Raw genomic sequence first — 19,953 nt, 5'->3', positions numbered from 1 at the left:
CATAAAGCGACGCGCGCCTCAGGCCTTGGCTTTTCTCCCGAGCAGAAGCTGCGACAGGAAAATCGTCGATGTCACGATCAGCGCCGCGACGATGGCGACGCCAACGCCCTTGGCGGCGTCTTCCTCGCCGTAGAAAACGATACGCCGCGTCCCGTCCCATGCGGTGTAGAGGTCGATAGCCACGGCAGTCGCCCAAGCGCCCTTGAGGATCAGGATCGGGCCGCCATGCGCGGGCAGCGAGTGGATGAACTGCGTCGTAACCACGAAGAGAAAAACGATCAGCGTGACCACGAGTCCGAAGACGAACTGGCCGGGATTGATGTCCGGGTTCGTCGGCAGGTCGAAGAAATACGAAACGCCGAGATAGGTCGTGTAGACGTCCCAGAGCGCGATCGGCACCAGGATAAGGTAAAGCAGGCGAGGCGGAACCATCGCTTCGTCTTTCGGTGTCGGTGGACTTTCCTTTTTTTCGGTTTGCGCCGGAGGCGGGGTCGGTGGGGCGGCAGGGGCTGGTACCAGCGCGAAGATGTAGCCCGGCGGCGGGACATTCGTCCCACCCGCTGGTTTCGGTGTTCCCGCACCGTCTGGCTTTGAATCTTCCGCCACTGTGCTCCGCCTGTTCTGCCGGTCTCGTCGGTCCCGACCGGCAAGGCGCACAGCCTGGCCGGCCGGAATTCGCAACCGGTGCCAGTGTCGGGCGGGCACGGCTGCGAGAGGGTTTGCTTGCAAGAAACGCAAGCCACATTCTTATAGCAAATTTTCTATAAATTTTTCGCAAATATGATGCGAGTTGCGGCGCTCTCAAGCCGGCGGTAGCGCCGGTAGTCGGCTCCTGTATCGATATCGAACAGCGTTTTCGCAAAGGCGACGCGGCACCCCTGAAGATTGGCGAGCGTATCGGCAAGCGCGTGTTCCGACGACCAGCGGACATTTGCGAAGGGCTTGAGGATTTTCGGACGGCGCCTGAGCCCGACAAGCCAGTAACCTCCATCTTCCGCCGGGCCGAAAACAGCGTCCGCGCGGCGCAAAAGGCGCAAGGCGTCCGCGATGATTTCGCGCGCGATGCCCGGAATGTCGGTGCCGACGACGACGACCGGCTCCTTTCCGCAGCGGTCGAGCAAAGCTTGCATCCGCGCGCCGAGATCGCCGCGAACTTGCGCCAGTCGCTGAACGCGCCCGCCCGCGCGCCACGCCGGAAAACGCGCCATAGTGGCGGTCGGAGGCGAGACCGCCAGCATGCATCGAAAGCGCGCGTCGCATGCAAGCTCGCGAAGGAGCCTCGCCGTCAGGGCGCGCGTGAGCGCGGACGCCGCCACTGGCCCGATCTCGCGCGCAAGCCGCGTTTTGACCGCGCCGCAGATCGGCGCCCTGGTCATGATGACAACCAAGGGCCGCCCTGCTTCAGTGCGTTTTCGTGTGCGGATCTCGATGCGCCCGCGCGCTTTTCGGATGTGCGTCACGCCGGTTGCCGTTACGGCGCTTGTCAGAAGCAGCCCGCGATCGCGCCGCCGAGATCGAGGAGAAGCGCAGGTCCGCGCTCGATCATGATCCAGGCCGCTCCCGCGACAAGGAGTGCGACGGCTGCGATGAAACTCCATTTCACGGCTTGCGGCATGTCATCCATCACTCTGCGGGGGCGGCGGCGAGCCTCGGCGAGGGCCCCTCGCGTATGGGCAGATGCAAAAGCGCCGCGAGCATCCCGACGGCGACCGACGACCACCACAAAAGATCGTAGGAATGAGTGGTATCATAAAACCAGCCGCCGAGCCACGCGCCCATGAAGCTGCCGACCTGATGCGAGAAAAATACGACGCCGTACAGCATGGACAGCCAGCGCGGGCCGAAAAACGTCACGATGAGGCCGCTCGTGAGCGGGATCGTGCCGAGCCAGAGGAGCCCGATCAGGAAGGCGTAGATCAGCACCGCCGTTTCGGTCAGCGGCAGGTAGATGAGGGCCAGGAAGATCAGCGCGCGGGCGAAATACAGCGCCGCAAGCGTCAGGTGCTTCGGCGCGATGTCGCCGATCCGGCCGAATGCCCATGTGCCCAGAATGTTCGCGGCGCCGATGATGGTGAGGGCCAGCGCTCCGAGGCTCGGCCCGAAGCCCTTGTCCGCGAGGAAGGCCGGCAGGTGTACGCCGACGCCCGCGAGGTGAAAGCCGCAGACGAAGAAACCCGCCGTCAGCAGCAGGAAGCTTGGATAGCGAAGCGCCTCCGACAGCGCCGCTCCGACACGTTGATCGGAATGCGCGCCGGGGTGCGAACTGCTGTCGCCGCTCGTCAACGCAAAGCCGAGCGGAGCGATCAGCGCTGCGGTGATCGCCATGATCCAGAGCGTGGCCGACCAGTCCGTCGCTTCGAGGATCACATGCGCGTAAGGCAACGCCATGAACTGGCCGATGGCGCTGCCCATCGTCACGAGACCGAGCGCCGAGGCGCGCCGCTCGGGCGATGCCGCGCGTGCGACGGCACCGAACACGGCTGAAAAGCCCGTGCCCGCGATGCCGATGCCGACAAGACTTCCCGCAAGCGCAAGTTGGGTGCCGCTGGAGGCCGTCGCCATCAGCGCGAGGCCACCCGCGTAGAACGCGGTGCCGCCGAGCACCACGCGCAGCGAGCCGAACTTGTCCGCCGCCGCGCCCGCAAACGGCCCCGCCACGCCCCAGACGAGGTTCATGAGCGCCATGGCGAACGAAAACACCTGCCTGTCCAGGTCGAGATCCTGGCTGATCGGCTTCATGTAGAGGCCGAAGGTTTGCCTGATGCCCATGTTGATGGCCAGCATGATGGCCGCGCAGGCGATGAGCAGGCTGACGGTGGGGAGGCGGCGCATGAGGATCTCCCGGATCGGTCGCGCCGCTGTCCGGGGGGCGGCGCCGGCTCGATCCGTCGTAAGTCGAGCAACACTTGTATCTCACGCGCCGCGCAAAGCAAATCATCGGGGTGTGATGCGGGCGGTGTGTGGACGAGCGATTTCGCCCGCGAGGCCTGACCGACACACGATAAAGCCGGCGCCGCTCATCCCGATACGGCGCTTGCAATGGGCGGCGGCGCGCCGCATGGTCCGGTCAAGCTCAACCATCAGTCCGCACGCCATGCCCGGTAAATTAGCAATACGCGTCATTGCCACGTATTGGCGCTACAGGCGCGGTGCAACGCTCGGCGCGCAAGGAGTCGTGACCGACGACGATGGCCGCGTGCTTCTCGTGCGCCACGGCTACCGCCCCGGATGGCACTTCCCCGGCGGCGGCATCGAGTGGCGTGAAACGGCCGAGACGGCGCTCACGCGCGAGTTGTTCGAGGAGGCGGGCGTCATCCTCAAGGGGCCCGTGCGGCTGCATGGGCTGTTCGCGAATTTTTCCACCATGCCTAACGATCACGTGGCGGTTTTTGTCGTCCCGGAGTGGGAGCGTCCGCGCGTGCCGAAGCCGAACCGCGAAATCGTGGAAAGCCGGTTCTTCGCGCGAGACGAACTTCCGCAAGGAACGGTGGAGCCCGTCAGGAGACGGCTTGCCGAAATCTTCGACGGCGCACCGATTGACGCGAAGTGGTGAAGCCGCAAGCCGCGCGGTTCTGAGACCGCCGCGCGCCGCTTTGCCCCCTGACTGCCTTGCGGCCAAGTTTCCGTTGGCAAACGAACCGCGATGTCTCACAAAGCGCGACGGCGAGCATTATATTCGCCCTGGGTCTGTTCCGGTCGGTCGACCCATCTGTGAAGCCGTCTTCGCTGGAAAGCGGAGGGTTCGCCGACGAGGCCGATCCATTGATCGGGTCCGGCTCCAGAGAGTGGATTTCCCGAACCCGGCTTTGCGGCATGAGCCGGGCATCGGGCAATCGCCTTTTTGATCTCGTTCACTCGAAAGGACAGCATATGAAACGCGCGCCTCAGATCAACATCGGTATCCCCGAAGAACAACGCGAGAAGATTGCAAACGGGTTGTCGCACCTTCTCGCGGACAGCTACAGCCTCTACCTCATGACGCACAATTTCCACTGGAACGTGACCGGACCGATGTTCAACACGCTCCACGTGATGTTCATGCAGCAATATACCGAGCAGTGGAACGCGCTCGACCTCATCGCGGAGCGCATCCGCGCACTCGGCTTCCCCGCGCCCGGCACCTATGCGGAGTTCGGCAAGCTGACCTCCATCAAGGAAGTGACGGGCGTGCCGAAGGCCATGGAGATGGTGCGCCATCTCGTCGATGCGCAGGAGGCGACCGCCCGCACCGCGCGCGATCTGTTCCCGCTACTCGAAGAGGCGAACGACCAGCCGACCGCAGACCTTCTGACGCAGCGGCTCGACGTCCACGAAAAGACCGCGTGGATGCTGCGTTCGCTGCTGGAAGACTGATCGCGGATCGATGCTTCGGGGCGTGGCCGGTCGTCACGCTCCGAATTTCATCTACCGCATTATCGGCAGCCGGAAACGCGTCCTCTCCGGGTTTTGAGATAAATCGCAATGAAGCGATCACGGGAGGGCGTCACTCCGCGGCCTTCCTCGACGGCTCGGGGAGCGCGTCGGCCAGTTCGGGTTCAAGCGCCTCCTCCTGCGTGGCCTCATGCGCCGCTTTCGTCCCGCGCGTCAGGCGGCTTTGCAGCTTGTCGAGATAGAGATAGATCACCGGCGTCGTGTAAAGCGTGAGGATCTGGCTCAGCGCGAGGCCGCCCACCATGGCGTAGCCGAGCGGCTGGCGCAGCTCCGAGCCGGACCCGGTGCCGAGCATCAACGGCACGCCGCCCAGCAGCGCCGCCGCCGTCGTCATCAGGATCGGGCGGAAGCGGAGCAGCGCCGCCTCGCGGATCGATGCCTCGGCCGACAGCCCGCGTTGCCGCTCCGCCGTGATGGCGAAGTCGACCATCATGATGCCGTTCTTCTTCACGATGCCGATCAGCAGGATGATGCCGATGATGCCGATCACCGAGAGGTCGAAGCCGAACGCCATCAGCATGAGCAGCGCTCCGACCCCCGCCGACGGCAGCGTCGACAGGATCGTGAGCGGATGAATGAAGCTCTCGTAGAGCATGCCGAGGATGATGTAGACGGTGACGAGCGCGGCCACGATCAGGATCGGCGTGGTGCGCAGCGAATCCTGGAAGGCCTGCGCGTTGCCCTGAAAGCTGCCGACCAGCGTCGTTGGCGCGCCGATCTCCGCCATTGCCGCGTTCACCGCCGTGACAGCTTCGCCCAGCGCAACGCCGGGCTTCAGGTTGAAGAACACGGTCGCGGACGGAAACTGGCTCTGGTGAGTGATGGACAGATAGCCGGTTTTATCCGTGTCGAAGGTGACGAGCGTAGACAGAGGCAGCATCTGCCCCGTATTCGGCGAGCGCACATAGATGCGGTTCAGCACGTCCGGCTGCGCCTGAAGCTCCGGCAGGATTTCGAGCACCACATTGTAGGTGGAAAGCTGCGTGTAGTATTGAACCACCTGGCGCTGACCGAGCGCGCTGTTGAGCGTCGCGTCGATATGTTGGGGCGTGATGCCGTAAAGCGAGGCGCGGTCGCGGTCTATCCTCACTGAAAGCTGCGGTGCGTTGATCAGAAGATCCGTCGAAACGTCGGCGAGCGCGGGCACCGTCTTGAGCTTCTCGACGATGCGGGGCGTCCACTCGTTCAGTTCTTCGAGGCTCGCGTCCTGAAGCGTGTACTGGTAGAGCGCGCGCGACGTCCGCGCACCGACGGTGATGTCCTGCGACGGCGACAGAAACGCTGCCGCGCCCTGCACCTCGGCGAGCTTCGGACGCAGCCTGTTCACGATATCGAGCGCGGTCCCCTTGCGTTCGCCCCAAGGCTTGAGCCGGATGAAGATACGCCCGGAATTCAGCGTGGCTCCGGGAGACGATCCGAGGTAGGAGGCCACGGTCGCTATGTCAGGATCTTCGGCGATGATATCGGCCAGCGCCCGCTGACGCCGCACCATCTCGTCGAAGGAGATGTCCTGCGGCGCGTCCGTGATGGCGCCGATGGAGCCGGTATCCTGCACGGGGAAGAAGCCCTTGGGAATGACAATGAAAAGATAAATCGTCAGTCCAAGGGTTGCGAAAAACACCATGAGTGTAAACAGCCGGAAGCGCAGCGCCACGTCGAGGGTGTGCGCATAGGCCGCCTGAAGCGTTTCCAAAAAGCTGCCGACCGCGCGGGAAAGGAGACCCGGCCGTTCCTCGGCGTGCGGCGTCAGGAAGCGCGAGCACAACATGGGCGTGAGCGTCAGCGCGACCACGACCGAAACCGCGATGGTAACCGTGACGGTCATCGCGAATTCATGCATCAGCCGCCCGATGATTCCGCCCATGAGCAGGAGCGGGATGAACACCGCGACAAGCGAAAGGCTGATCGACATCACGGTAAAGCCGATCTCGCTCGCGCCTTTCAACGCCGCGCGGAAGGGCGGCTCGCCGTCCTCCACATGGCGGACGATGTTTTCGACGACCACGATGGCGTCATCCACCACGAAGCCGACCGCGATGACGAGCGCCATGAGCGACAGATTGTCGAGACTGAAGCCCGCGACATACATCACGGCGAAAGTGCCGATGAGCGAGATCGGGACAATGGCGCTCGCGATCAGCGTGGCGCGGACGTTGCGCAGGAACAGGAGAACGACCAGCACCACGAGCCCGATGGTGAGCACGAGCGTGAACTCGACCTCGTGGACCGACGCGCGGATGGTTTCCGTCCGGTCGTTCATGATGTCGACCTTGACGCCGGCCGGGATCACGCTTGCGAATTTCGGCAGCGCCGCCTTGATCGCGTCGACCGTCTCGATGACATTGGCGCCCGGCTGCTTGAAGACGACGAGCAGCACCGCGCGGTTGCCGTTCGCCCATGCGCCCGAAAGCGTGTTCTCCGGCCCCGCCACGGCGCGGCCCACATCGGCGACGCGGATCGGCGCGCCGTTGCGATAGGCGAGGATGACCTTTTCGTAATCCTCGGGCTTCACGATCTGATCGTTCGCCGCGATGGTGAAGCTTTGCTCCACGCCCTGAACGGTGCCCTTGGCGGCATCGGCGGTAATCGTGCCGAGCATGGCGCGCACGTCTTCGAGGGTCAGGCCGCGCGATGCCAGCCGCTCCGGGTCGACCTGCACGCGCACGGACGGCTTCTGTTGTCCGCCGATGTTCACATTGGCCACGCCCCGGATTTGCGAGATCTGCTGGGCGAGGATGTTTTCAGCCTGATCGCTGACTTCGGTTATGGGGAGCGTGTCCGCCGTCACCGACAGGATGATGATCGGCGGATCGGCCGGATTGAACTTGCGGTAGCTCGGCGGCGAACTGAGCGAGGTGGGCAGCTTTCGCCCGGCGGCCGTGATCGCGGCCTGCACGTCCTGGGCCGCCGCGTCGATGTTGCGGTCCAGTTCGAACTGAATGTTGATCTGCGTATTGCCGAGCGTGCTCGTGGAGGTGAGCTGCGTCACGCCCGCGATCTGGCCGAACTGCTGTTCGAGCGGGGTCGCGACCGAGGAAGCCATGGTTTGCGCGGACGCGCCCGGAAGCTGCGCCGAAACCTGGATCGTCGGGAAGTCGACCTGCGGCAGCGGCGCAACCGGCAGGTAGAAAAAGGCTGCCACTCCCGAAAGCACAATGGCCGCCATCATGAGAGTGGTGGCGACCGGGCGAAGAATGAAGGGCGTTGAAAGGCTCATGTGCGGCCCGCGGCGTCGGTGGCAGCCACGGGCTTCGCCTTGGGCTCGATCTCGATGCCGGGGCGCAAGCGGTAGTGGTTTGAGACGATCACGAGATCGCCTTCGGTTGCGCCCTTCGCGATCACCGTTTCATCGTCATGGCTCGGCCCGGTTTCGACGGCGACCATCTGCGCACGCCGCTCGGGGGTTGCGATCCAAACATAAAGGCCGTTCGGCCCGCGCTGCACGGCAGCGGTAGGCACCGTCACCGCATTCCTTCGCACCCCCGCCTCGACGAGCACGGGCGCATATTGGCCCGGCCACAGCGCATCGTTCCTGTTGTCGAACGTCGCCTTGAGGCGGATCGTTCCGGTGGTCTGGTCGACCTTGTTGTCGATGACGCTCAGCTTGCCCCTCGCCACCGGCTCTTTCGCGTCGTGATCGAGAGCGATAACCGAAACCGGCCCGGCCTTCTGCGCCTCGCGGACGAGGGGGAGCCTCGCTTCGGGCAGGGTGAAGACGAGGGAGATCGGATCGACCTGCGTGAGTTCGGCGATGAAGGTCTGGTCGTTCGCGCGGACGATGTTTCCGGCGTGAACCGAGGAAATGCCGATCCTTCCATCGAAGGGGGCGGTAATCGTCGTGTAGCTGAGATTGGTTTCGGCGGTGCGGATGGCGGCTTCATCGGCCTGCACGAGCGCGCGGCCGATATCGACTTTCGCGGTAAGCTGGTCCACCGTTTGCTGCGAGGCAAAGCGCTGCGTCGAAAGCTGGACACTGCGGCTCAAGTCTTTCTCGTCGGATGCGAGTTGCGCCTTGTCCTGCGAGAGCTTCGCCCTGGCGGAGTCGAGCGCGGCGCGGTAGAGGCGCGGATCGATGATCGCGAGGACGTCGCCCTTCTTGACGAGCTGGCCTTCGGTGAAATTCACCCTGTCGAGCGTTCCATCCACGCGGGAGCGTATCTGCACGATCTGGAACGCCTCGACTGCGCCGATGCCGGAAAGGAGCACCGGCACGTCGCGCATCCGCGCGGGCACGGTCGCGACGGCGATGGCGGCCGGCGCGGGCGCGGCCTGAGGGGCCCGGTTCGGCGACGGTTCGGCCAGAAGCGCCACCGCTGCTGCGACGGCGAAAAGCACAAGGCCCGCTAACACTTTACGAAACATCAAAATCCCCGCCTGGGTTTGTCCTGCTGACCGCCGGCGCCATGGCGCCGGCGTTTCGGGCCCGCACGACGTAACCGCCGTTCATGGCGATGCTTCGGCGGCGAAGCTTGCCATTCCGACACTCCTACCGGTTTGACACTCGCGCGCATGAAACCCTGCGCATGTGACAAAGGATATCTCGTCGGCGCGAAGCCGAAAAGAAATCAGGGCGCCATCGTATTCTGCAACAGCCGGATTTCCGTTTTCGACAGTCCGGAGTATGCAGGAGAAATCCTCGCGCTCAAAGAGAGTGGTAAGGATAACGGGCAAGTCTTACCGTCTTTTAATCATGGGCGGTCGAAGGGGAAGCGATCGAAATGCTGAGGGCAATCGCGGCCGACGCCGTGTTCTGCGCCGCCTTGCTGGTTGAAGGCCTGGCGGTCCTGTCGATCCTGGAGAGCACGTTCGGGCTCGCGTTCGGCGAGCTTTCCATGCCTATCCTGAAGGCGTGGCGGGCGGCGACAGAGCCGTTCGTGGGCTTCGGGGCGGCGGTGTTCTCGTCAAAGCCGCCCGTCTGGGTCGTCGATGCCGCCGCGATTTCGGGAGTGCTCTTCTTTCTTTTCTTTATCCGGCAGGCGCGCAATGCCATCGCGCCGTTCGAGGACGGCACCTATCCGCCCGGCGCCGTGGTAACGCGCTACGACGCTCTCATCGACGACGCGATCCCGACGGTGCTGTGTGTGTTGGGTGCGTGCCTCTTCGCGCCGACGCTTCTGCCGCTGCTGACGCTGCCTGTCGCGCTCTGGTTGCTCGCGAAAAAGCAGTTCGGCCGCCCGGCATGGTTTGCGGTTTCGAACGCCTACTACGTAAACGTAGCGGCCCTGGCGTGTCTGGCGGCTGCGGGCTTCTGGTTCGGGCGCGCGTAGGTCATTGCGAACGCCGCCGGATCGGGCGCAGGAACGCAAATGGCCGGGAAAGCCCCGGCCATGATTTCTTTGCGAAAGCCTTGAGCCGACGAATGCGTTCAGTACACGCGTGCCTTCGGCTGGATGTACTGCACGTCGTTTGTCAGCGTGTGCGTATGCACCGGGCGATAGTCGAGCGTCACCGTGCGCTTCTCGTCGTCGCCATAGGCGAGCGTGTGCTTCATCCAGTTCTGATCGTCCCGGTTCGGGAAGTCCTCGCGGGCATGCGCGCCGCGACTTTCCTGCCGGTCACGCGCGCCCGTCACCGTGGCAAGCGCCAGGCCGATCATGTTGTTGAATTCGAGCGTCTCGGTGAGGTCCGTGTTCCAGACGAGCGAGCGGTCGGTGACGCGAACGTCCTCGATGCCATCCCACACCTCTTTGATGAGCCGCACGCCCTCTTCGAGCACGTCTGCCTGCCGGAACACCGCGCAATTGTTCTGCATGATGCGCTGCATCTTGCCGCGAAGCACGGCGGTGGGCGTCGAGCCGTTGGCGTGGCGGAAGCGGTCGAGGCGGGCGATGGCTTCCTCGCCTGCGTTCGCCGCGAGGTTCGGATGCTGACCTTTCTCGATGGTCTCGGCGCAGCGCAGCGCTGCGGCCCGGCCGAACACCACGAGATCGATCAGCGAGTTTGAGCCGAGGCGGTTCGCGCCGTGCACGCTCGCGCAGGATGCTTCGCCGATGGCCATCAGGCCGGGGATCGTCGCATCCGGGTCGCCCGCGCGCGGGTTGATCGCCTCGCCGAGATGGTTCGTCGGGATGCCGCCCATGTTGTAGTGGACGGTCGGGATAACCGGGATCGGCTGACGGCGAAGGTCCACGCCCGCGAAGATCTGCGCGCTCTCGGTGATGCCGGGCAGACGCTCGGCGAGGATCTTCGGGTCGAGATGGTCGAGGTGGAGATAGATGTGGTCCTTGTTCGGGCCGACACCGCGCCCCTCGCGGATCTCGATGGTCATCGAGCGCGAAACCACGTCGCGGCTCGCCAGATCCTTCGCATGCGGCGCGTAGCGCTCCATGAAGCGCTCGCCTTGCGAGTTGGTGAGGTAGCCGCCCTCGCCGCGTGCGCCCTCGGTGATGAGCACGCCAGCGCCGTAGATGCCGGTCGGATGGAACTGCACGAACTCCATGTCCTGCAGCGGAAGCCCCGCGCGCAGCACCATGGCGTTGCCGTCGCCCGTGCAGGTATGCGCGGACGTGGCCGAGAAATAGGTGCGGCCATAACCGCCCGTCGCGATGATCGTCTTCTTCGCGCGAATGCGGTGGATCGAGCCGTCTTCGAGCGAGAGCGACATCACGCCCCGGCAGATGCCGTCGTCCATGATGAGGTCGAGCGCGAAGTGCTCCACGAAGAAGTCGGCCGAATAGCGAAGCGACTGGCCGTAGAGCGTGTGCAGCATGGCGTGGCCGGTGCGATCGGCGGCGGCGCAGGTGCGCTGCGCCGGCGGGCCTTCGCCGAATTCGGTGGTCATGCCGCCGAACGGACGCTGGTAGATCTTGCCCGCCTCGGTGCGGCTGAAAGGCATGCCGTAATGTTCAAGCTCGTACACGGCGGCGGGCGCGTTGCGGCAGAGATATTCGATTGCGTCCTGATCGCCGAGCCAGTCCGACCCTTTTACGGTGTCGTACATGTGCCAGCGCCAGTCGTCCGGACCCATGTTGCCGAGCGCGGCCGCGATGCCGCCCTGCGCCGCAACGGTATGCGAGCGCGTGGGGAAAACCTTCGTCACGCAGGCCGTCTTGAGGCCCGCCTGTGCACAGCCGAGTGTCGCGCGAAGGCCCGCGCCGCCAGCGCCGACCACGACCACATCGAAGGTGTGATCGTGAATCTTGTACGCGCGCCCGTTCACCGTGGGAGCGGCGACGCCGTTCAGTTTTGCATCCGCCATGAGACTAATTTCCAAGGAAAAGCTTCAGGATCGACAGCACGCCGACGACGGCGATCACGATCACGAAGAAGGTGTTCAGGAAGAGAAACGGAACCTTGAGGCCGTGGGGCATGTATTCCTCGACCGGAACCTGCATGCCGAGGCGCATATGGATGGCGGTCGAGATCACCACGAGGATCGACGCGATCGCGTTGAAGGGGTGGCCGAAGAACGCCTTCACTTCCCCAATCGGCGCGCCCGCGAGCGTGAGCCCGGTGTAGACGAGGAACGCCACCACGAAGAGGTTCGAGACAGCCGTGAGCCGCTGCGCCCAGAAGTGGTCCGTGCCTGGGCCGCCGATGGCAGAACCGAGGCCGCGGACTTTCTTGAGTTCCGTTCTGTAGGTCGTCGAAGGCATCAGCGGGCCCCCCCAAGCGAAAGGGCGTGGCCCCAGTGCGAAAGTGCGTAACCCCAGATGATCGCCGTCAGCGTGAGCGAGCCGAACAGCGTCGCCCAGGACAGGAACTTGACGGCGGGCTTGGTGAAACCCCAGCCCACATCCCAGATGAAGTGACGGATGCCGCCGAGCATGTGGTGCATCACGGACCAGGTGAAGCCGATGAGGATGACGAGACCGAGCGGTGTCGCGAGGTATGAACTGACCGTATTAAAAGCCTGTTCGCTCGTCGCCGCCGACGCGATCCAGACCGCGAGGATGAGGCTGCCAAAATAGTTCGTGATCCCCGTCACGCGATGCATGATCGAAAGGATCATGTTGATCTTGAAACGGTAGATCGAAAGATGCGGAGACATCGGTTTCGGCGCCAGCGGCCGTGTGTCCGCGATAGGCTTGGCTTCCGCCATCATGCAATCCTTCTTAACCCTCGATGCAGTTTTTCTTAACGCCCCGGACTATATCGCTCAGGCCGACGGGCAGCAACAAACGGCGGCGCGGAACCGCTAAGGCTTTCGGCGACAAGATCCGGGCGGGACTGTGATCTGGACGAGGTTCTAGAACCAGTCCAAGAATTTGCAACTTCCATACAGGCTCTGGCGGCGAAATGGAAATCCAATTTGCCGCGCTCCCGCCGTCTCGCCGTCTTGTGATCGCGCGCAACCGCAAGCGCAGCAAAGGTTTGCGGGCTGCGCTGTCACGTTCACGCTCAGCGTATGCCAGCCATGGCGGCGACGGGTCGCAGCCTGGCGGGCATCCTTGACGAGCCCTTGCGAAGCTCGCCGCCGGAGCCCGCTGCGGACTCAGCGCGGGAGCGCGGCCCAGTAGTCGAGATCGAGCAGCACGGACGCGTCGTATTGCTCCCCAGCCTTGTACGGGAAGCTGGCGCAGGGCTTGTCCTTCGCCGCGATGAGGCGCAGCCTGAGCGCGCCCGCATCGTCGCGCCCCGGCAGCGGCTGCTTGTCGAGCACCTCGCTCCACGCATAGACGGTGTCGCCCGCGAAGGCTGGCGAGACGTGCCGCCCCGCATTGATCGCGGCGATGTGGAACGCGTTCTCAAGACCGTTGAACGAAAGCGCGCGCGCGAGCGAGATGATGTGGCCGCCGTAGATGAGGCGGCGCTTGAAGCGGCCCTGGGCCTGTTCGTGCAGGTTGAAGTGCACCTTCGCCGTGTTCTGGTAGAGTCGCGTCGCAAGCTGGTGCTCGGCCTCTTCGAGCGTCATGGCGTCGAGGTGATCGATCTTCTCGCCGATTTCGTAATCTCCCCAGCGCGCCGCGTTGCCGGAAAGCTTCGTGTCGTAGCCTTCCAGCGTGAGCGGCGGAAGCGCACCGCCGAGTTCCGACGGATCGACGGCGGCCTTGAGGCTCGGCACGTGCGGCGCGGGCGCCTCCGCGGCTTCGTCTCGCTTCTTCACCATCACCCAGCGGACGTATTCCAGCACGGGCGCGCCTGACTGGTCGCGCCCCGTGGTGCGGACATAGACGACGCCGGACTGCTTGTTGGAATTTTCCTTGAGGCCGATCACTTCGGAGGTAGACGACAGCGTGTCGCCGGGGAAGACCGGCTTCAGGAAGCGCAGTTCCGCGTAGCCGAGGTTAGCCACCGCGTTCAGCGAGATATCCGGCACCGTCTTGCCGAAAACGATGTGGAACACGAGCAGGTCGTCGACGGGCGCGGCCGGATAACCGATGGCCTTCGCGAAGGCATCCGACGACTGCACCGCGAAGCGCGGGCCGTAAAGCGCGGTGTAGAGCGCGACGTCGCCTGCCGTGACCGTGCGCGGCGTGGCGTGCGCTATCACCTGCCCAAGCCTGAAATCCTCGAAATAGTTGCCCTGACGTGCCTTGCTCATGGTTTTCCCCGTCCGAAGATGCTGGGGCACGTCATATCATCCACCGGTTACGGGTGGGAAGAACGCGATTTCCCGCGCGCCTAAGACAGTAGTCTCATGCGAGGCGTGAATTTGATCGACGGCGGCGCGGACGAGGTGCGGCTTCGCGAAGGCGGCGGCGTAATTTTCGCCGCGCGTCGCGAGCCAGGCGACGACGTCCGCGACAGTCGCCACATGCGCGGGCAGCGCGACGCGTTCTTCCGGCAAGCCGACGCGCTCGCGCATCCAGGCGAAATATTTGATCGTCACGTCCATTTGCGCTCCCGCATGCGAAGACGATACGTGGCGGCGGTGAAGAGGCTCAAACCCGCCGCGATCCACAGCGCGGCAAGGCCGGCTTCGAGGAGAACACGCGACGGCGGTTCGATGGCGGCGGCAAAAATGAGAAACACCGCGAGATATTGAGAGGCGGTCTTGACCTTGGCCAGCGCGCTCACCGGAGCGGCCATGCCGTTGCGCCGTGCCTCATGGCGAAGGGCGAGAACGGCGCCCTCGCGGGCGAGGATCGCGAGCGCGGCCAGCACGTCGGCGCCCGAGATCGCGCCGCTCGCGATGAGGAGGGCGAGCGCGGTCGCGATGAAGATCTTGTCGGCGAACTGGTCGAACATTGCGCCGAAGGCCGTGACCTCGCCGCGTGCCCGCGCCGCCATGCCGTCGAGCGCATCGGAAGCGGCGGCATAGGCGACGAGCGCGGCGACAAGCTTCGTTGGCCATCCGCTCAGCGCCGCAAGGGCGAGCAACACGGCGGCAGCGATGCGCGACGTCGTGATGAGGTTCGCAAGCGTGAGCGCAGGCGCGATATGCATTGTAATATGCTGCATCGCCGCTGATATAAGCTCTGCGTTGGCAAATGCAAACTGGACTACCGGCTGCGCTATGCGGAGAGGATCCATTCAAAACGCAAAAAACGTTTATTGCAAAGCTCGCAGCGCGTTTTCTAACGCTAAACGCGTTGTTCCGACGCCAAAACGCGGCTACCGTGCGCGCAAATCGCACCCATCGGTTCCGCCCCATGAAACACGTGAAGCCCACGACGACACTCGATCCCGCGCATTCCTTCCAGGATCTGATCCTCACGCTCCAGCATTACTGGGCGGAGCAGGGCTGCGTCATTCTTCAGCCCTACGACATGGAAGTGGGTGCGGGCACGTTCCACCCGGCGACGACGCTGCGCGCGCTGGGGCCGAAGCCGTGGCATGCTGCTTTCGTGCAGCCGTCGCGGCGGCCGAAGGACGGGCGTTACGGCGAGAACCCGAACCGTCTCCAGCATTATTATCAGTTTCAGGTGATCCTGAAACCGTCGCCCGAGAACATTCAGGAGCTTTACCTCGAAAGCCTCGTGCGCCTCGGCATCGATCCGCGCGTGCATGACATCCGCTTCGTCGAGGACGACTGGGAAAGCCCGACGCTCGGCGCGTGGGGGCTCGGCTGGGAAGTGTGGTGCGACGGCATGGAAGTGTCGCAGTTCACCTATTTCCAGCAGGTGGGCGGCTTCGACTGCGATCCGGTCGCGGGCGAACTCACCTACGGCCTCGAACGTCTCGCGATGTACATCCAGAACGTCGATAGCGTCTACAAGCTCAACTACAACGGCCGCGACGACGACAAGCGCGTGCTCTACGGCGATGTGTTCCGTCAGGCCGAGCAGGAATATTCGCGGCACAATTTCGAATTCGCCGACACCGCGATCCTGCTCCAGCGCTTCCGCGACGCCGAGAAGGAATGCAAGGCGCTGCTCGCGGCGGGCGAGCCGAAGGAAGAGGGCGCGCGCCATTTGCAGGTTTTGCCCGCCTACGACCAGTGCATCAAGGCGAGCCACATCTTCAACCTGCTTGACGCGCGCGGCGTGATCTCGGTGACCGAGCGGCAGAGCTATATCCTGCGTGTCCGCGACCTCGCGAAGGCGTGCTGCGCGGCGTGGCTCAAGACGGAGGCCGGCGGTGCTTAGGCACCTTACGTATTATCAATATAACGTTTTCTCAGAATGGCATTTTTTGCCTTGATTTCAGCTAACCTGAGCTGTTCCTGCCTTTCCTCTTCTTGCCATCGCCGCTCTTCTTCTTCAAGCTGCTTCAATTTTATCGCTTCTATGTGAGGTCTGGCAAACTCGGTTATTTTTGTCTCGAAGGCTTTCTTTGTTTCTAATTCCATTATATCATTGCAATAGAAATCTATATAATCTTGACATAACTGTCTCGCCTCTTCGCTTCCTGAAAGTTTTGTTAAAACGTTATATGCTTCATCGACATCCGCTTGAATTTGAAGCCGTTTCTTTTTCTCCATTTCACGAGCGATTTCCGCTTCGTTCCGTTCTCGTTCTTTTGCCTTTAGCTCGGCTTCGTACTTTTCTTTTTTGTCAATGTGAAAACCGACTGGAATGAAGACGGTCAAACCGGCGGCTAACCACCCGGCTTCTGCACGTTCAGTTATGCTGAAGGTGATTAGGCCAACGATTGGTGCAAAAAAAAGCCCCACCCCAACAAGGGTGCGCGTGAAGGTGCCGACTATCCAGCAGAACACCACCCAAGCGAAGACTATCCACATATACGGTTAACCCCAGCGCCCACGCTTCTTATTGCTATGCGAGCGCTTTCATAGCACGCGTTATAGCGGCGTCAAAGCAGATGGATAGATTGAGCGATCACAGATCGGCATGAGCGGCGCAACCGCTTCCGCTATTCCCGCGCAAGGCGACATGCGGTAGCGTAGTGCGTTTCCGCCACGAAGAGCGCGCAGCCGCATGATTTCCGCCATCCATCTCACGCAAGAGTTGATCCGCTTCGATACCGTCAACCCGCCGGGTAACGAAGCCCCTTGCGCGCGCTATCTCGGTGGCATCCTCGACGCGGCGGGCTTCTCGATCAAACATCCGGGTATCGGCGAGAACCGCGAGAACCTCATCGCCGTCATCGGCGGCACATCCGAGAAAAAGCCGATCTGCTTTTCCGGCCATACCGATGTCGTGCCGCTGGGTGCCGCGCCGTGGACGGTCGAGCCGTTCGGCGGCGAACTGGCGTTCGGCCGTGTCCATGGGCGCGGGTCGAGCGACATGAAAGGCGGTGTCGCGGCTTTCGTTGCGGCGGCGGTGAAGCTCGCGCCGCGTCTAGAAGGCACGCCCGGCCTCGTGCTCGTCATCACGGCGGGGGAGGAGCGCGGCTGCGAAGGCTCGAACCACATGAAGAAGCACGGGCTTCTGCCGCCCGCCGGAGCGATCGTCATCGGCGAGCCGACGGCCAATCGCCCGCTTGCCGGGCACAAGGGCGTGTTCTGGCTCGAAGGCGTGGCGAAGGGCGTGACCGCGCACGGTTCCATGCCTGAGCAGGGCGTCAACGCGGTCTACAAGGCGGCGCGCGCGGCCTTGGCGCTTGAAAAGTTCGACTTCTCGGGCGACGCGCACCCCGTGCTCGGACGCCCGACGGCGAATGTCGGCTGGCTCAAGGGCGGCATGAACGTGAACTCCGTGCCGGACGAGGCGCGGATCGGCGTCGACGTGCGCATCGTGCCCGGCCTCGATCGCAAGGAGCTTGTGGAGCGCTTCACGCGCGCGGCAGGCGGGTGCGTGTCGTTCCACGTCACGAGCACGGCGGACCCGGTATGGACCGACCCGAACGACCCGTGGATGGCGGACGTCATTCATGTGGTGGGAGAGGTGACGGGCGCGGAACCGACATTCGGCGGCGCACCCTATTTCACCGATGCGGGGGCGCTGAAGCCCGGCATGGGCAATCCGCCGGTGGTGATCCTCGGCCCCGGCGAGCCGGAGCAGGCGCACCAGACCGACGAATGGTGCTCCGTCCAGCGCATCGAGGAGGCCGAGGCGATCTACACCGACCTCATCGTGCGCTGGTGCGGGCTATAAGGAAGCGACTATCCTCGCGCTTTAACCTTCTTTGCTTCTTTAATGAGTTGCAGCGTATTCAGATAATCGCCTTTCGCAGCGGCTTTAACGGACTGATGAGCATGCCATTCCCGCGCACGCGCTTCAGCTCTCGCTTTAGCTCTATCCAAGAATTGGATCTCCTCTTCGCGTGTCATGGTTTTATCCTTAGCCATACTCAAAACCTCAAGGTTCGCCTTGGCAGCGCTCCAGACGCACTCTTCTCCTGCCATAATAGCTATCTGATATGACGATGTCGTATCCGCAAGATTCGATCACTTGCAAGAGCATTGTGTCTTTTCGAGCCATTGCCTGTCCATCGTCATTTATTACAATCGTAATTGCGTCAGGCTGAGCCAAGCTGACCAGTTTTTTCACGATGCTAAAAAGTGACCCTAACACCCTAATCCTATCATTGCGACCGATAAAGGATCGCACCTCTCCGCGATCCCAATAAGCATTGAATTCCTCAGTTTCTGCATTGTATTCCTCAATACAATATCGAAGCTCGTAGCCCCATGCTGGGACAACATCCAGCATGATTGCCAGGTAATAAACGTGCTGGGTGTCGTCGTCGTATCCAATCTGAGTTGACACGCGAAAAGCATTCCCGTCGCGGTGGACGTGGACATAATCGGTGTCGTCGGCAAGTGTCGGAACGAAAGCCATGGCATCGAATCAAATAACTGTTTTTCAGTTATAACCGATGCCAAGCTTACGGTCATAAAAGACTTAGTCCTGGAAGGGATCGTGGACGAGGATGGTGTCGGCGCGCTCGGGGCTCGTCGACAAAAGCGCCACCGGCGCCTCGATCAGTTCCTCCAGCCGTTTCACATATTTGATGGCCTGCGCGGGGAGATCCGCCCATGAGCGCGCCCCTTGCGTCGATTCCTGCCAGCCCGGCATGACCTCATAAATCGGCTGCACGCTCGCCTGCGCTTCCTGCGATGCCGGCAGACGGTCGATCTCGGCGTGGCCCAGCCGATAGCCGACAGCCACCTTGATCTCGTCGAAGCCGTCGAGCACGTCGAGCTTCGTCAGCGCGATGCCGTTCATGCCGGAAACCTTAATCGTCTGGCGGACGAGCGTGGCGTCGAACCAGCCGCAGCGGCGCGCGCGCCCGGTGACGGTGCCGAATTCGTGGCCGCGTTCGCCGAGCCGCTGGCCCGCCTCGCAGGTGAGTTCCGTGGGGAACGGTCCCTGACCGACGCGCGTCGTGTAGGCCTTCGTGATGCCGAGCACATAATTGATGGAGCTTGCGCCGAGCCCCGACCCCGTGGCCGCGTTGGACGCGACCGTGTTGGACGATGTCACGTAAGGGTAGGTGCCGTGATCCACGTCGAGCAGCGAGCCTTGCGCGCCCTCGAACAGGATACGCTTGCCTTCGCGCTTGTAGCGGTCGAGAAGCTGCCAGACCGGCTCGACATACGGTGCGATCTTGGGCGCGATGGCGACGAGTTCGGCAAGGAGCGCGTCGCGGTCGATCTCGGGCTGGCCAAGGCCGCGCCTCAGCGCGTTGTGATGCACGAGCGCGCGGTCGATCTTGGCGGGCAGAGTCTTGAGGTCGAGCAGGTCGACGGCATGGATCGCGCGGCGGCCGACCTTGTCCTCGTAGGCGGGGCCGATGCCGCGTTTCGTCGTGCCGATGGCACCCGCGCCCGCCGCGTTCTCACGCAGAGCGTCAAGCTCGCGGTGGAGAGGAAGGATCAGCGTCGCATTTTCCGCGATGCGGAGATTGTCGCGTGTTACGTTTACGCCGAGCTTCGCAACCTCTGCTATTTCATGCTCCAGCGCCCACGGATCGACGACGACGCCATTGCCGATCACAGAAAGCTTGCCGCGAACGACGCCGGAGGGCAGAAGCGAAAGCTTGTAGGTCTTGTCGTCGATGACGAGCGTATGTCCGGCATTGTGGCCGCCCTGAAAACGCACCACGATGTCCGCGCGTTCGGATAGCCAATCGACGATTTTACCTTTACCTTCGTCGCCCCATTGCGAGCCGACCACGACCACATTTGCCATCTCGTTCCCCGGATGTCTTCCAAAGCGCCCAATCTAGCCCATGCCACAAGACATTGCCATGCCGGGCGCGCATGGGCTTGAAACCAAATCGTCGCTCGTC

21 protein-coding genes are annotated in these 19,953 nt (G+C 63.1%); 5 read left to right on the top strand and 16 right to left on the bottom strand.

Annotated features, from left to right (window positions below):
• Nucleotides 1-18 precede the first annotated feature (18 nt).
• The 4 genes from EK416_RS07000 to EK416_RS06990 form a co-directional block, all read right to left on the bottom strand.
• Complete coding sequence (locus EK416_RS07000) at nucleotides 19-432, bottom strand: hypothetical protein (protein ID WP_127076793.1); 414 nt, start codon at nucleotides 430-432, stop codon at nucleotides 19-21.
• Nucleotides 433-761: 329 nt separating this feature from the next.
• Nucleotides 762-1,376, bottom strand: a complete 615-nt coding sequence (locus EK416_RS06995) for a TIGR04282 family arsenosugar biosynthesis glycosyltransferase (RefSeq protein WP_127076792.1) — start codon at nucleotides 1,374-1,376, stop codon at nucleotides 762-764.
• 107 nt (nucleotides 1,377-1,483) lie between these two features.
• A complete protein-coding gene (locus EK416_RS18105) occupies nucleotides 1,484-1,615 on the bottom strand; it encodes a hypothetical protein (RefSeq protein WP_281023869.1) in 132 nt (43 codons plus the stop codon).
• An 8-nt stretch (nucleotides 1,616-1,623) separates the two neighbouring features.
• Nucleotides 1,624-2,832: an MFS transporter gene (locus EK416_RS06990; RefSeq protein ID WP_127076791.1), complete on the bottom strand. Its 1,209-nt coding sequence runs from the start codon at nucleotides 2,830-2,832 to the stop codon at nucleotides 1,624-1,626.
• A gap of 343 nt (nucleotides 2,833-3,175) precedes the next feature.
• Between EK416_RS06990 and EK416_RS06985 the strand changes: the two genes are divergently transcribed.
• A complete protein-coding gene (locus tag EK416_RS06985) occupies nucleotides 3,176-3,553 on the top strand; it encodes an NUDIX domain-containing protein (protein WP_245433971.1) in 378 nt (125 codons plus the stop codon).
• A gap of 317 nt (nucleotides 3,554-3,870) precedes the next feature.
• Nucleotides 3,871-4,353 (top strand): Dps family protein, encoded by a 483-nt coding sequence (locus tag EK416_RS06980; protein ID WP_127076789.1) that lies wholly within the window; start codon nucleotides 3,871-3,873, stop codon nucleotides 4,351-4,353.
• A gap of 130 nt (nucleotides 4,354-4,483) precedes the next feature.
• On the opposite strand, the gene EK416_RS06975 is transcribed toward EK416_RS06980, so the two are convergent.
• The gene (locus tag EK416_RS06975; RefSeq protein WP_127076788.1) at nucleotides 4,484-7,648 is read right to left on the bottom strand and encodes a multidrug efflux RND transporter permease subunit; all 3,165 of its coding nucleotides are present in this window, start codon (nucleotides 7,646-7,648) and stop codon (nucleotides 4,484-4,486) included.
• On the bottom strand, nucleotides 7,645-8,793 hold the full coding sequence (locus tag EK416_RS06970) for an efflux RND transporter periplasmic adaptor subunit (RefSeq protein ID WP_127076787.1): 1,149 nt from the start codon (nucleotides 8,791-8,793) through the stop codon (nucleotides 7,645-7,647). The genes EK416_RS06975 and EK416_RS06970 overlap by 4 nt, the downstream gene beginning before the upstream one ends.
• A 356-nt stretch (nucleotides 8,794-9,149) precedes the next feature.
• Between EK416_RS06970 and EK416_RS06965 the strand changes: the two genes are divergently transcribed.
• The gene (locus tag EK416_RS06965) at nucleotides 9,150-9,698 is read left to right on the top strand and encodes a hypothetical protein (protein WP_127076786.1); all 549 of its coding nucleotides are present in this window, start codon (nucleotides 9,150-9,152) and stop codon (nucleotides 9,696-9,698) included.
• 98 nt (nucleotides 9,699-9,796) lie between these two features.
• Here the strand turns inward: EK416_RS06965 and sdhA are convergent, their stop codons facing one another.
• From sdhA to EK416_RS06935, 6 genes are all read right to left on the bottom strand, one after another.
• A complete protein-coding gene (sdhA, locus tag EK416_RS06960; protein WP_127076785.1) occupies nucleotides 9,797-11,629 on the bottom strand; it encodes a succinate dehydrogenase flavoprotein subunit in 1,833 nt (610 codons plus the stop codon).
• A gap of 4 nt (nucleotides 11,630-11,633) precedes the next feature.
• Complete coding sequence (gene sdhD, locus EK416_RS06955; RefSeq protein ID WP_127076784.1) at nucleotides 11,634-12,026, bottom strand: succinate dehydrogenase, hydrophobic membrane anchor protein; 393 nt, start codon at nucleotides 12,024-12,026, stop codon at nucleotides 11,634-11,636.
• A complete protein-coding gene (gene sdhC, locus EK416_RS06950; protein WP_245433970.1) occupies nucleotides 12,026-12,475 on the bottom strand; it encodes a succinate dehydrogenase, cytochrome b556 subunit in 450 nt (149 codons plus the stop codon). The genes sdhD and sdhC overlap by 1 nt, the downstream gene beginning before the upstream one ends.
• Nucleotides 12,476-12,865: 390 nt before the next feature.
• Nucleotides 12,866-13,915 (bottom strand): MaoC family dehydratase, encoded by a 1,050-nt coding sequence (locus tag EK416_RS06945; RefSeq protein WP_127076783.1) that lies wholly within the window; start codon nucleotides 13,913-13,915, stop codon nucleotides 12,866-12,868.
• Nucleotides 13,916-13,951: 36 nt separating this feature from the next.
• Entirely contained in the window at nucleotides 13,952-14,209 is a 258-nt protein-coding gene (gene moaD, locus EK416_RS06940) for a molybdopterin converting factor subunit 1 (protein WP_425376111.1), read from the bottom strand.
• Nucleotides 14,200-14,775, bottom strand: coding sequence for a CDP-alcohol phosphatidyltransferase family protein (locus tag EK416_RS06935; RefSeq protein WP_164729900.1), 576 nt, complete (start codon nucleotides 14,773-14,775; stop codon nucleotides 14,200-14,202). Before EK416_RS06935 ends, moaD begins: the two co-directional genes overlap by 10 nt.
• Before the next feature lie 191 nt (nucleotides 14,776-14,966).
• Here EK416_RS06935 and EK416_RS06930 point away from each other — a divergent pair, with 191 nt between their 5' ends.
• On the top strand, nucleotides 14,967-15,902 hold the full coding sequence (locus tag EK416_RS06930) for a glycine--tRNA ligase subunit alpha (protein ID WP_127076781.1): 936 nt from the start codon (nucleotides 14,967-14,969) through the stop codon (nucleotides 15,900-15,902).
• A 5-nt stretch (nucleotides 15,903-15,907) separates the two neighbouring features.
• Here EK416_RS06930 and EK416_RS06925 read toward each other — a convergent pair whose 3' ends face one another.
• The gene (locus EK416_RS06925; protein WP_127076780.1) at nucleotides 15,908-16,498 is read right to left on the bottom strand and encodes a hypothetical protein; all 591 of its coding nucleotides are present in this window, start codon (nucleotides 16,496-16,498) and stop codon (nucleotides 15,908-15,910) included.
• Between the two features lie 196 nt (nucleotides 16,499-16,694).
• On the opposite strand from EK416_RS06925, the gene EK416_RS06920 reads away from it, so the two are divergent.
• Nucleotides 16,695-17,813: a M20 family metallopeptidase gene (locus EK416_RS06920; protein ID WP_127076779.1), complete on the top strand. Its 1,119-nt coding sequence runs from the start codon at nucleotides 16,695-16,697 to the stop codon at nucleotides 17,811-17,813.
• Between the two features lie 8 nt (nucleotides 17,814-17,821).
• On the opposite strand, the gene EK416_RS17690 is transcribed toward EK416_RS06920, so the two are convergent.
• The 3 genes from EK416_RS17690 to EK416_RS06910 all read right to left on the bottom strand — a co-directional run bounded on the left by EK416_RS17690 (nucleotide 17,822) and on the right by EK416_RS06910 (nucleotide 19,853).
• Nucleotides 17,822-17,989: a hypothetical protein gene (locus EK416_RS17690; RefSeq protein WP_164729899.1), complete on the bottom strand. Its 168-nt coding sequence runs from the start codon at nucleotides 17,987-17,989 to the stop codon at nucleotides 17,822-17,824.
• 28 nt (nucleotides 17,990-18,017) lie between these two features.
• A complete protein-coding gene (locus tag EK416_RS06915; RefSeq protein WP_127076778.1) occupies nucleotides 18,018-18,500 on the bottom strand; it encodes a hypothetical protein in 483 nt (160 codons plus the stop codon).
• A 63-nt stretch (nucleotides 18,501-18,563) separates the two neighbouring features.
• Nucleotides 18,564-19,853, bottom strand: a complete 1,290-nt coding sequence (locus tag EK416_RS06910) for an adenylosuccinate synthase (RefSeq protein ID WP_127076777.1) — start codon at nucleotides 19,851-19,853, stop codon at nucleotides 18,564-18,566.
• Nucleotides 19,854-19,953: the final 100 nt, after the last annotated feature.

This window comes from Rhodomicrobium lacus, from assembly GCF_003992725.1.
Taxonomy (GTDB): domain Bacteria; phylum Pseudomonadota; class Alphaproteobacteria; order Rhizobiales; family Rhodomicrobiaceae; genus Rhodomicrobium; species Rhodomicrobium lacus.
Note: the sequence above shows the minus strand (reverse complement) of the source record. Positions and strands in the feature narration are given on the sequence as shown.

Coding starts and splice junctions, on each gene's coding strand:
- EK416_RS07000 (WP_127076793.1), bottom strand. CDS start 432: ATGGTTCCGCCTCGCCTGCTTTACCTTATCCTGGTGCCGATCGCGCTC.
- EK416_RS06995 (WP_127076792.1), bottom strand. CDS start 1,376: ATGACCAGGGCGCCGATCTGCGGCGCGGTCAAAACGCGGCTTGCGCGC.
- EK416_RS18105 (WP_281023869.1), bottom strand. CDS start 1,615: ATGCCGCAAGCCGTGAAATGGAGTTTCATCGCAGCCGTCGCACTCCTT.
- EK416_RS06990 (WP_127076791.1), bottom strand. CDS start 2,832: ATGCGCCGCCTCCCCACCGTCAGCCTGCTCATCGCCTGCGCGGCCATC.
- EK416_RS06980 (WP_127076789.1), top strand. CDS start 3,871: ATGAAACGCGCGCCTCAGATCAACATCGGTATCCCCGAAGAACAACGC.
- EK416_RS06975 (WP_127076788.1), bottom strand. CDS start 7,648: ATGAGCCTTTCAACGCCCTTCATTCTTCGCCCGGTCGCCACCACTCTC.
- EK416_RS06970 (WP_127076787.1), bottom strand. CDS start 8,793: ATGTTTCGTAAAGTGTTAGCGGGCCTTGTGCTTTTCGCCGTCGCAGCA.
- EK416_RS06965 (WP_127076786.1), top strand. CDS start 9,150: ATGCTGAGGGCAATCGCGGCCGACGCCGTGTTCTGCGCCGCCTTGCTG.
- sdhA (WP_127076785.1), bottom strand. CDS start 11,629: ATGGCGGATGCAAAACTGAACGGCGTCGCCGCTCCCACGGTGAACGGG.
- sdhD (WP_127076784.1), bottom strand. CDS start 12,026: ATGCCTTCGACGACCTACAGAACGGAACTCAAGAAAGTCCGCGGCCTC.
- sdhC (WP_245433970.1), bottom strand. CDS start 12,475: ATGATGGCGGAAGCCAAGCCTATCGCGGACACACGGCCGCTGGCGCCG.
- EK416_RS06945 (WP_127076783.1), bottom strand. CDS start 13,915: ATGAGCAAGGCACGTCAGGGCAACTATTTCGAGGATTTCAGGCTTGGG.
- moaD (WP_425376111.1), bottom strand. CDS start 14,209: ATGGACGTGACGATCAAATATTTCGCCTGGATGCGCGAGCGCGTCGGC.
- EK416_RS06935 (WP_164729900.1), bottom strand. CDS start 14,775: ATGCAGCATATTACAATGCATATCGCGCCTGCGCTCACGCTTGCGAAC.
- EK416_RS06930 (WP_127076781.1), top strand. CDS start 14,967: ATGAAACACGTGAAGCCCACGACGACACTCGATCCCGCGCATTCCTTC.
- EK416_RS06925 (WP_127076780.1), bottom strand. CDS start 16,498: ATGTGGATAGTCTTCGCTTGGGTGGTGTTCTGCTGGATAGTCGGCACC.
- EK416_RS06920 (WP_127076779.1), top strand. CDS start 16,695: ATGATTTCCGCCATCCATCTCACGCAAGAGTTGATCCGCTTCGATACC.
- EK416_RS17690 (WP_164729899.1), bottom strand. CDS start 17,989: ATGACACGCGAAGAGGAGATCCAATTCTTGGATAGAGCTAAAGCGAGA.
- EK416_RS06915 (WP_127076778.1), bottom strand. CDS start 18,500: ATGGCTTTCGTTCCGACACTTGCCGACGACACCGATTATGTCCACGTC.
- EK416_RS06910 (WP_127076777.1), bottom strand. CDS start 19,853: ATGGCAAATGTGGTCGTGGTCGGCTCGCAATGGGGCGACGAAGGTAAA.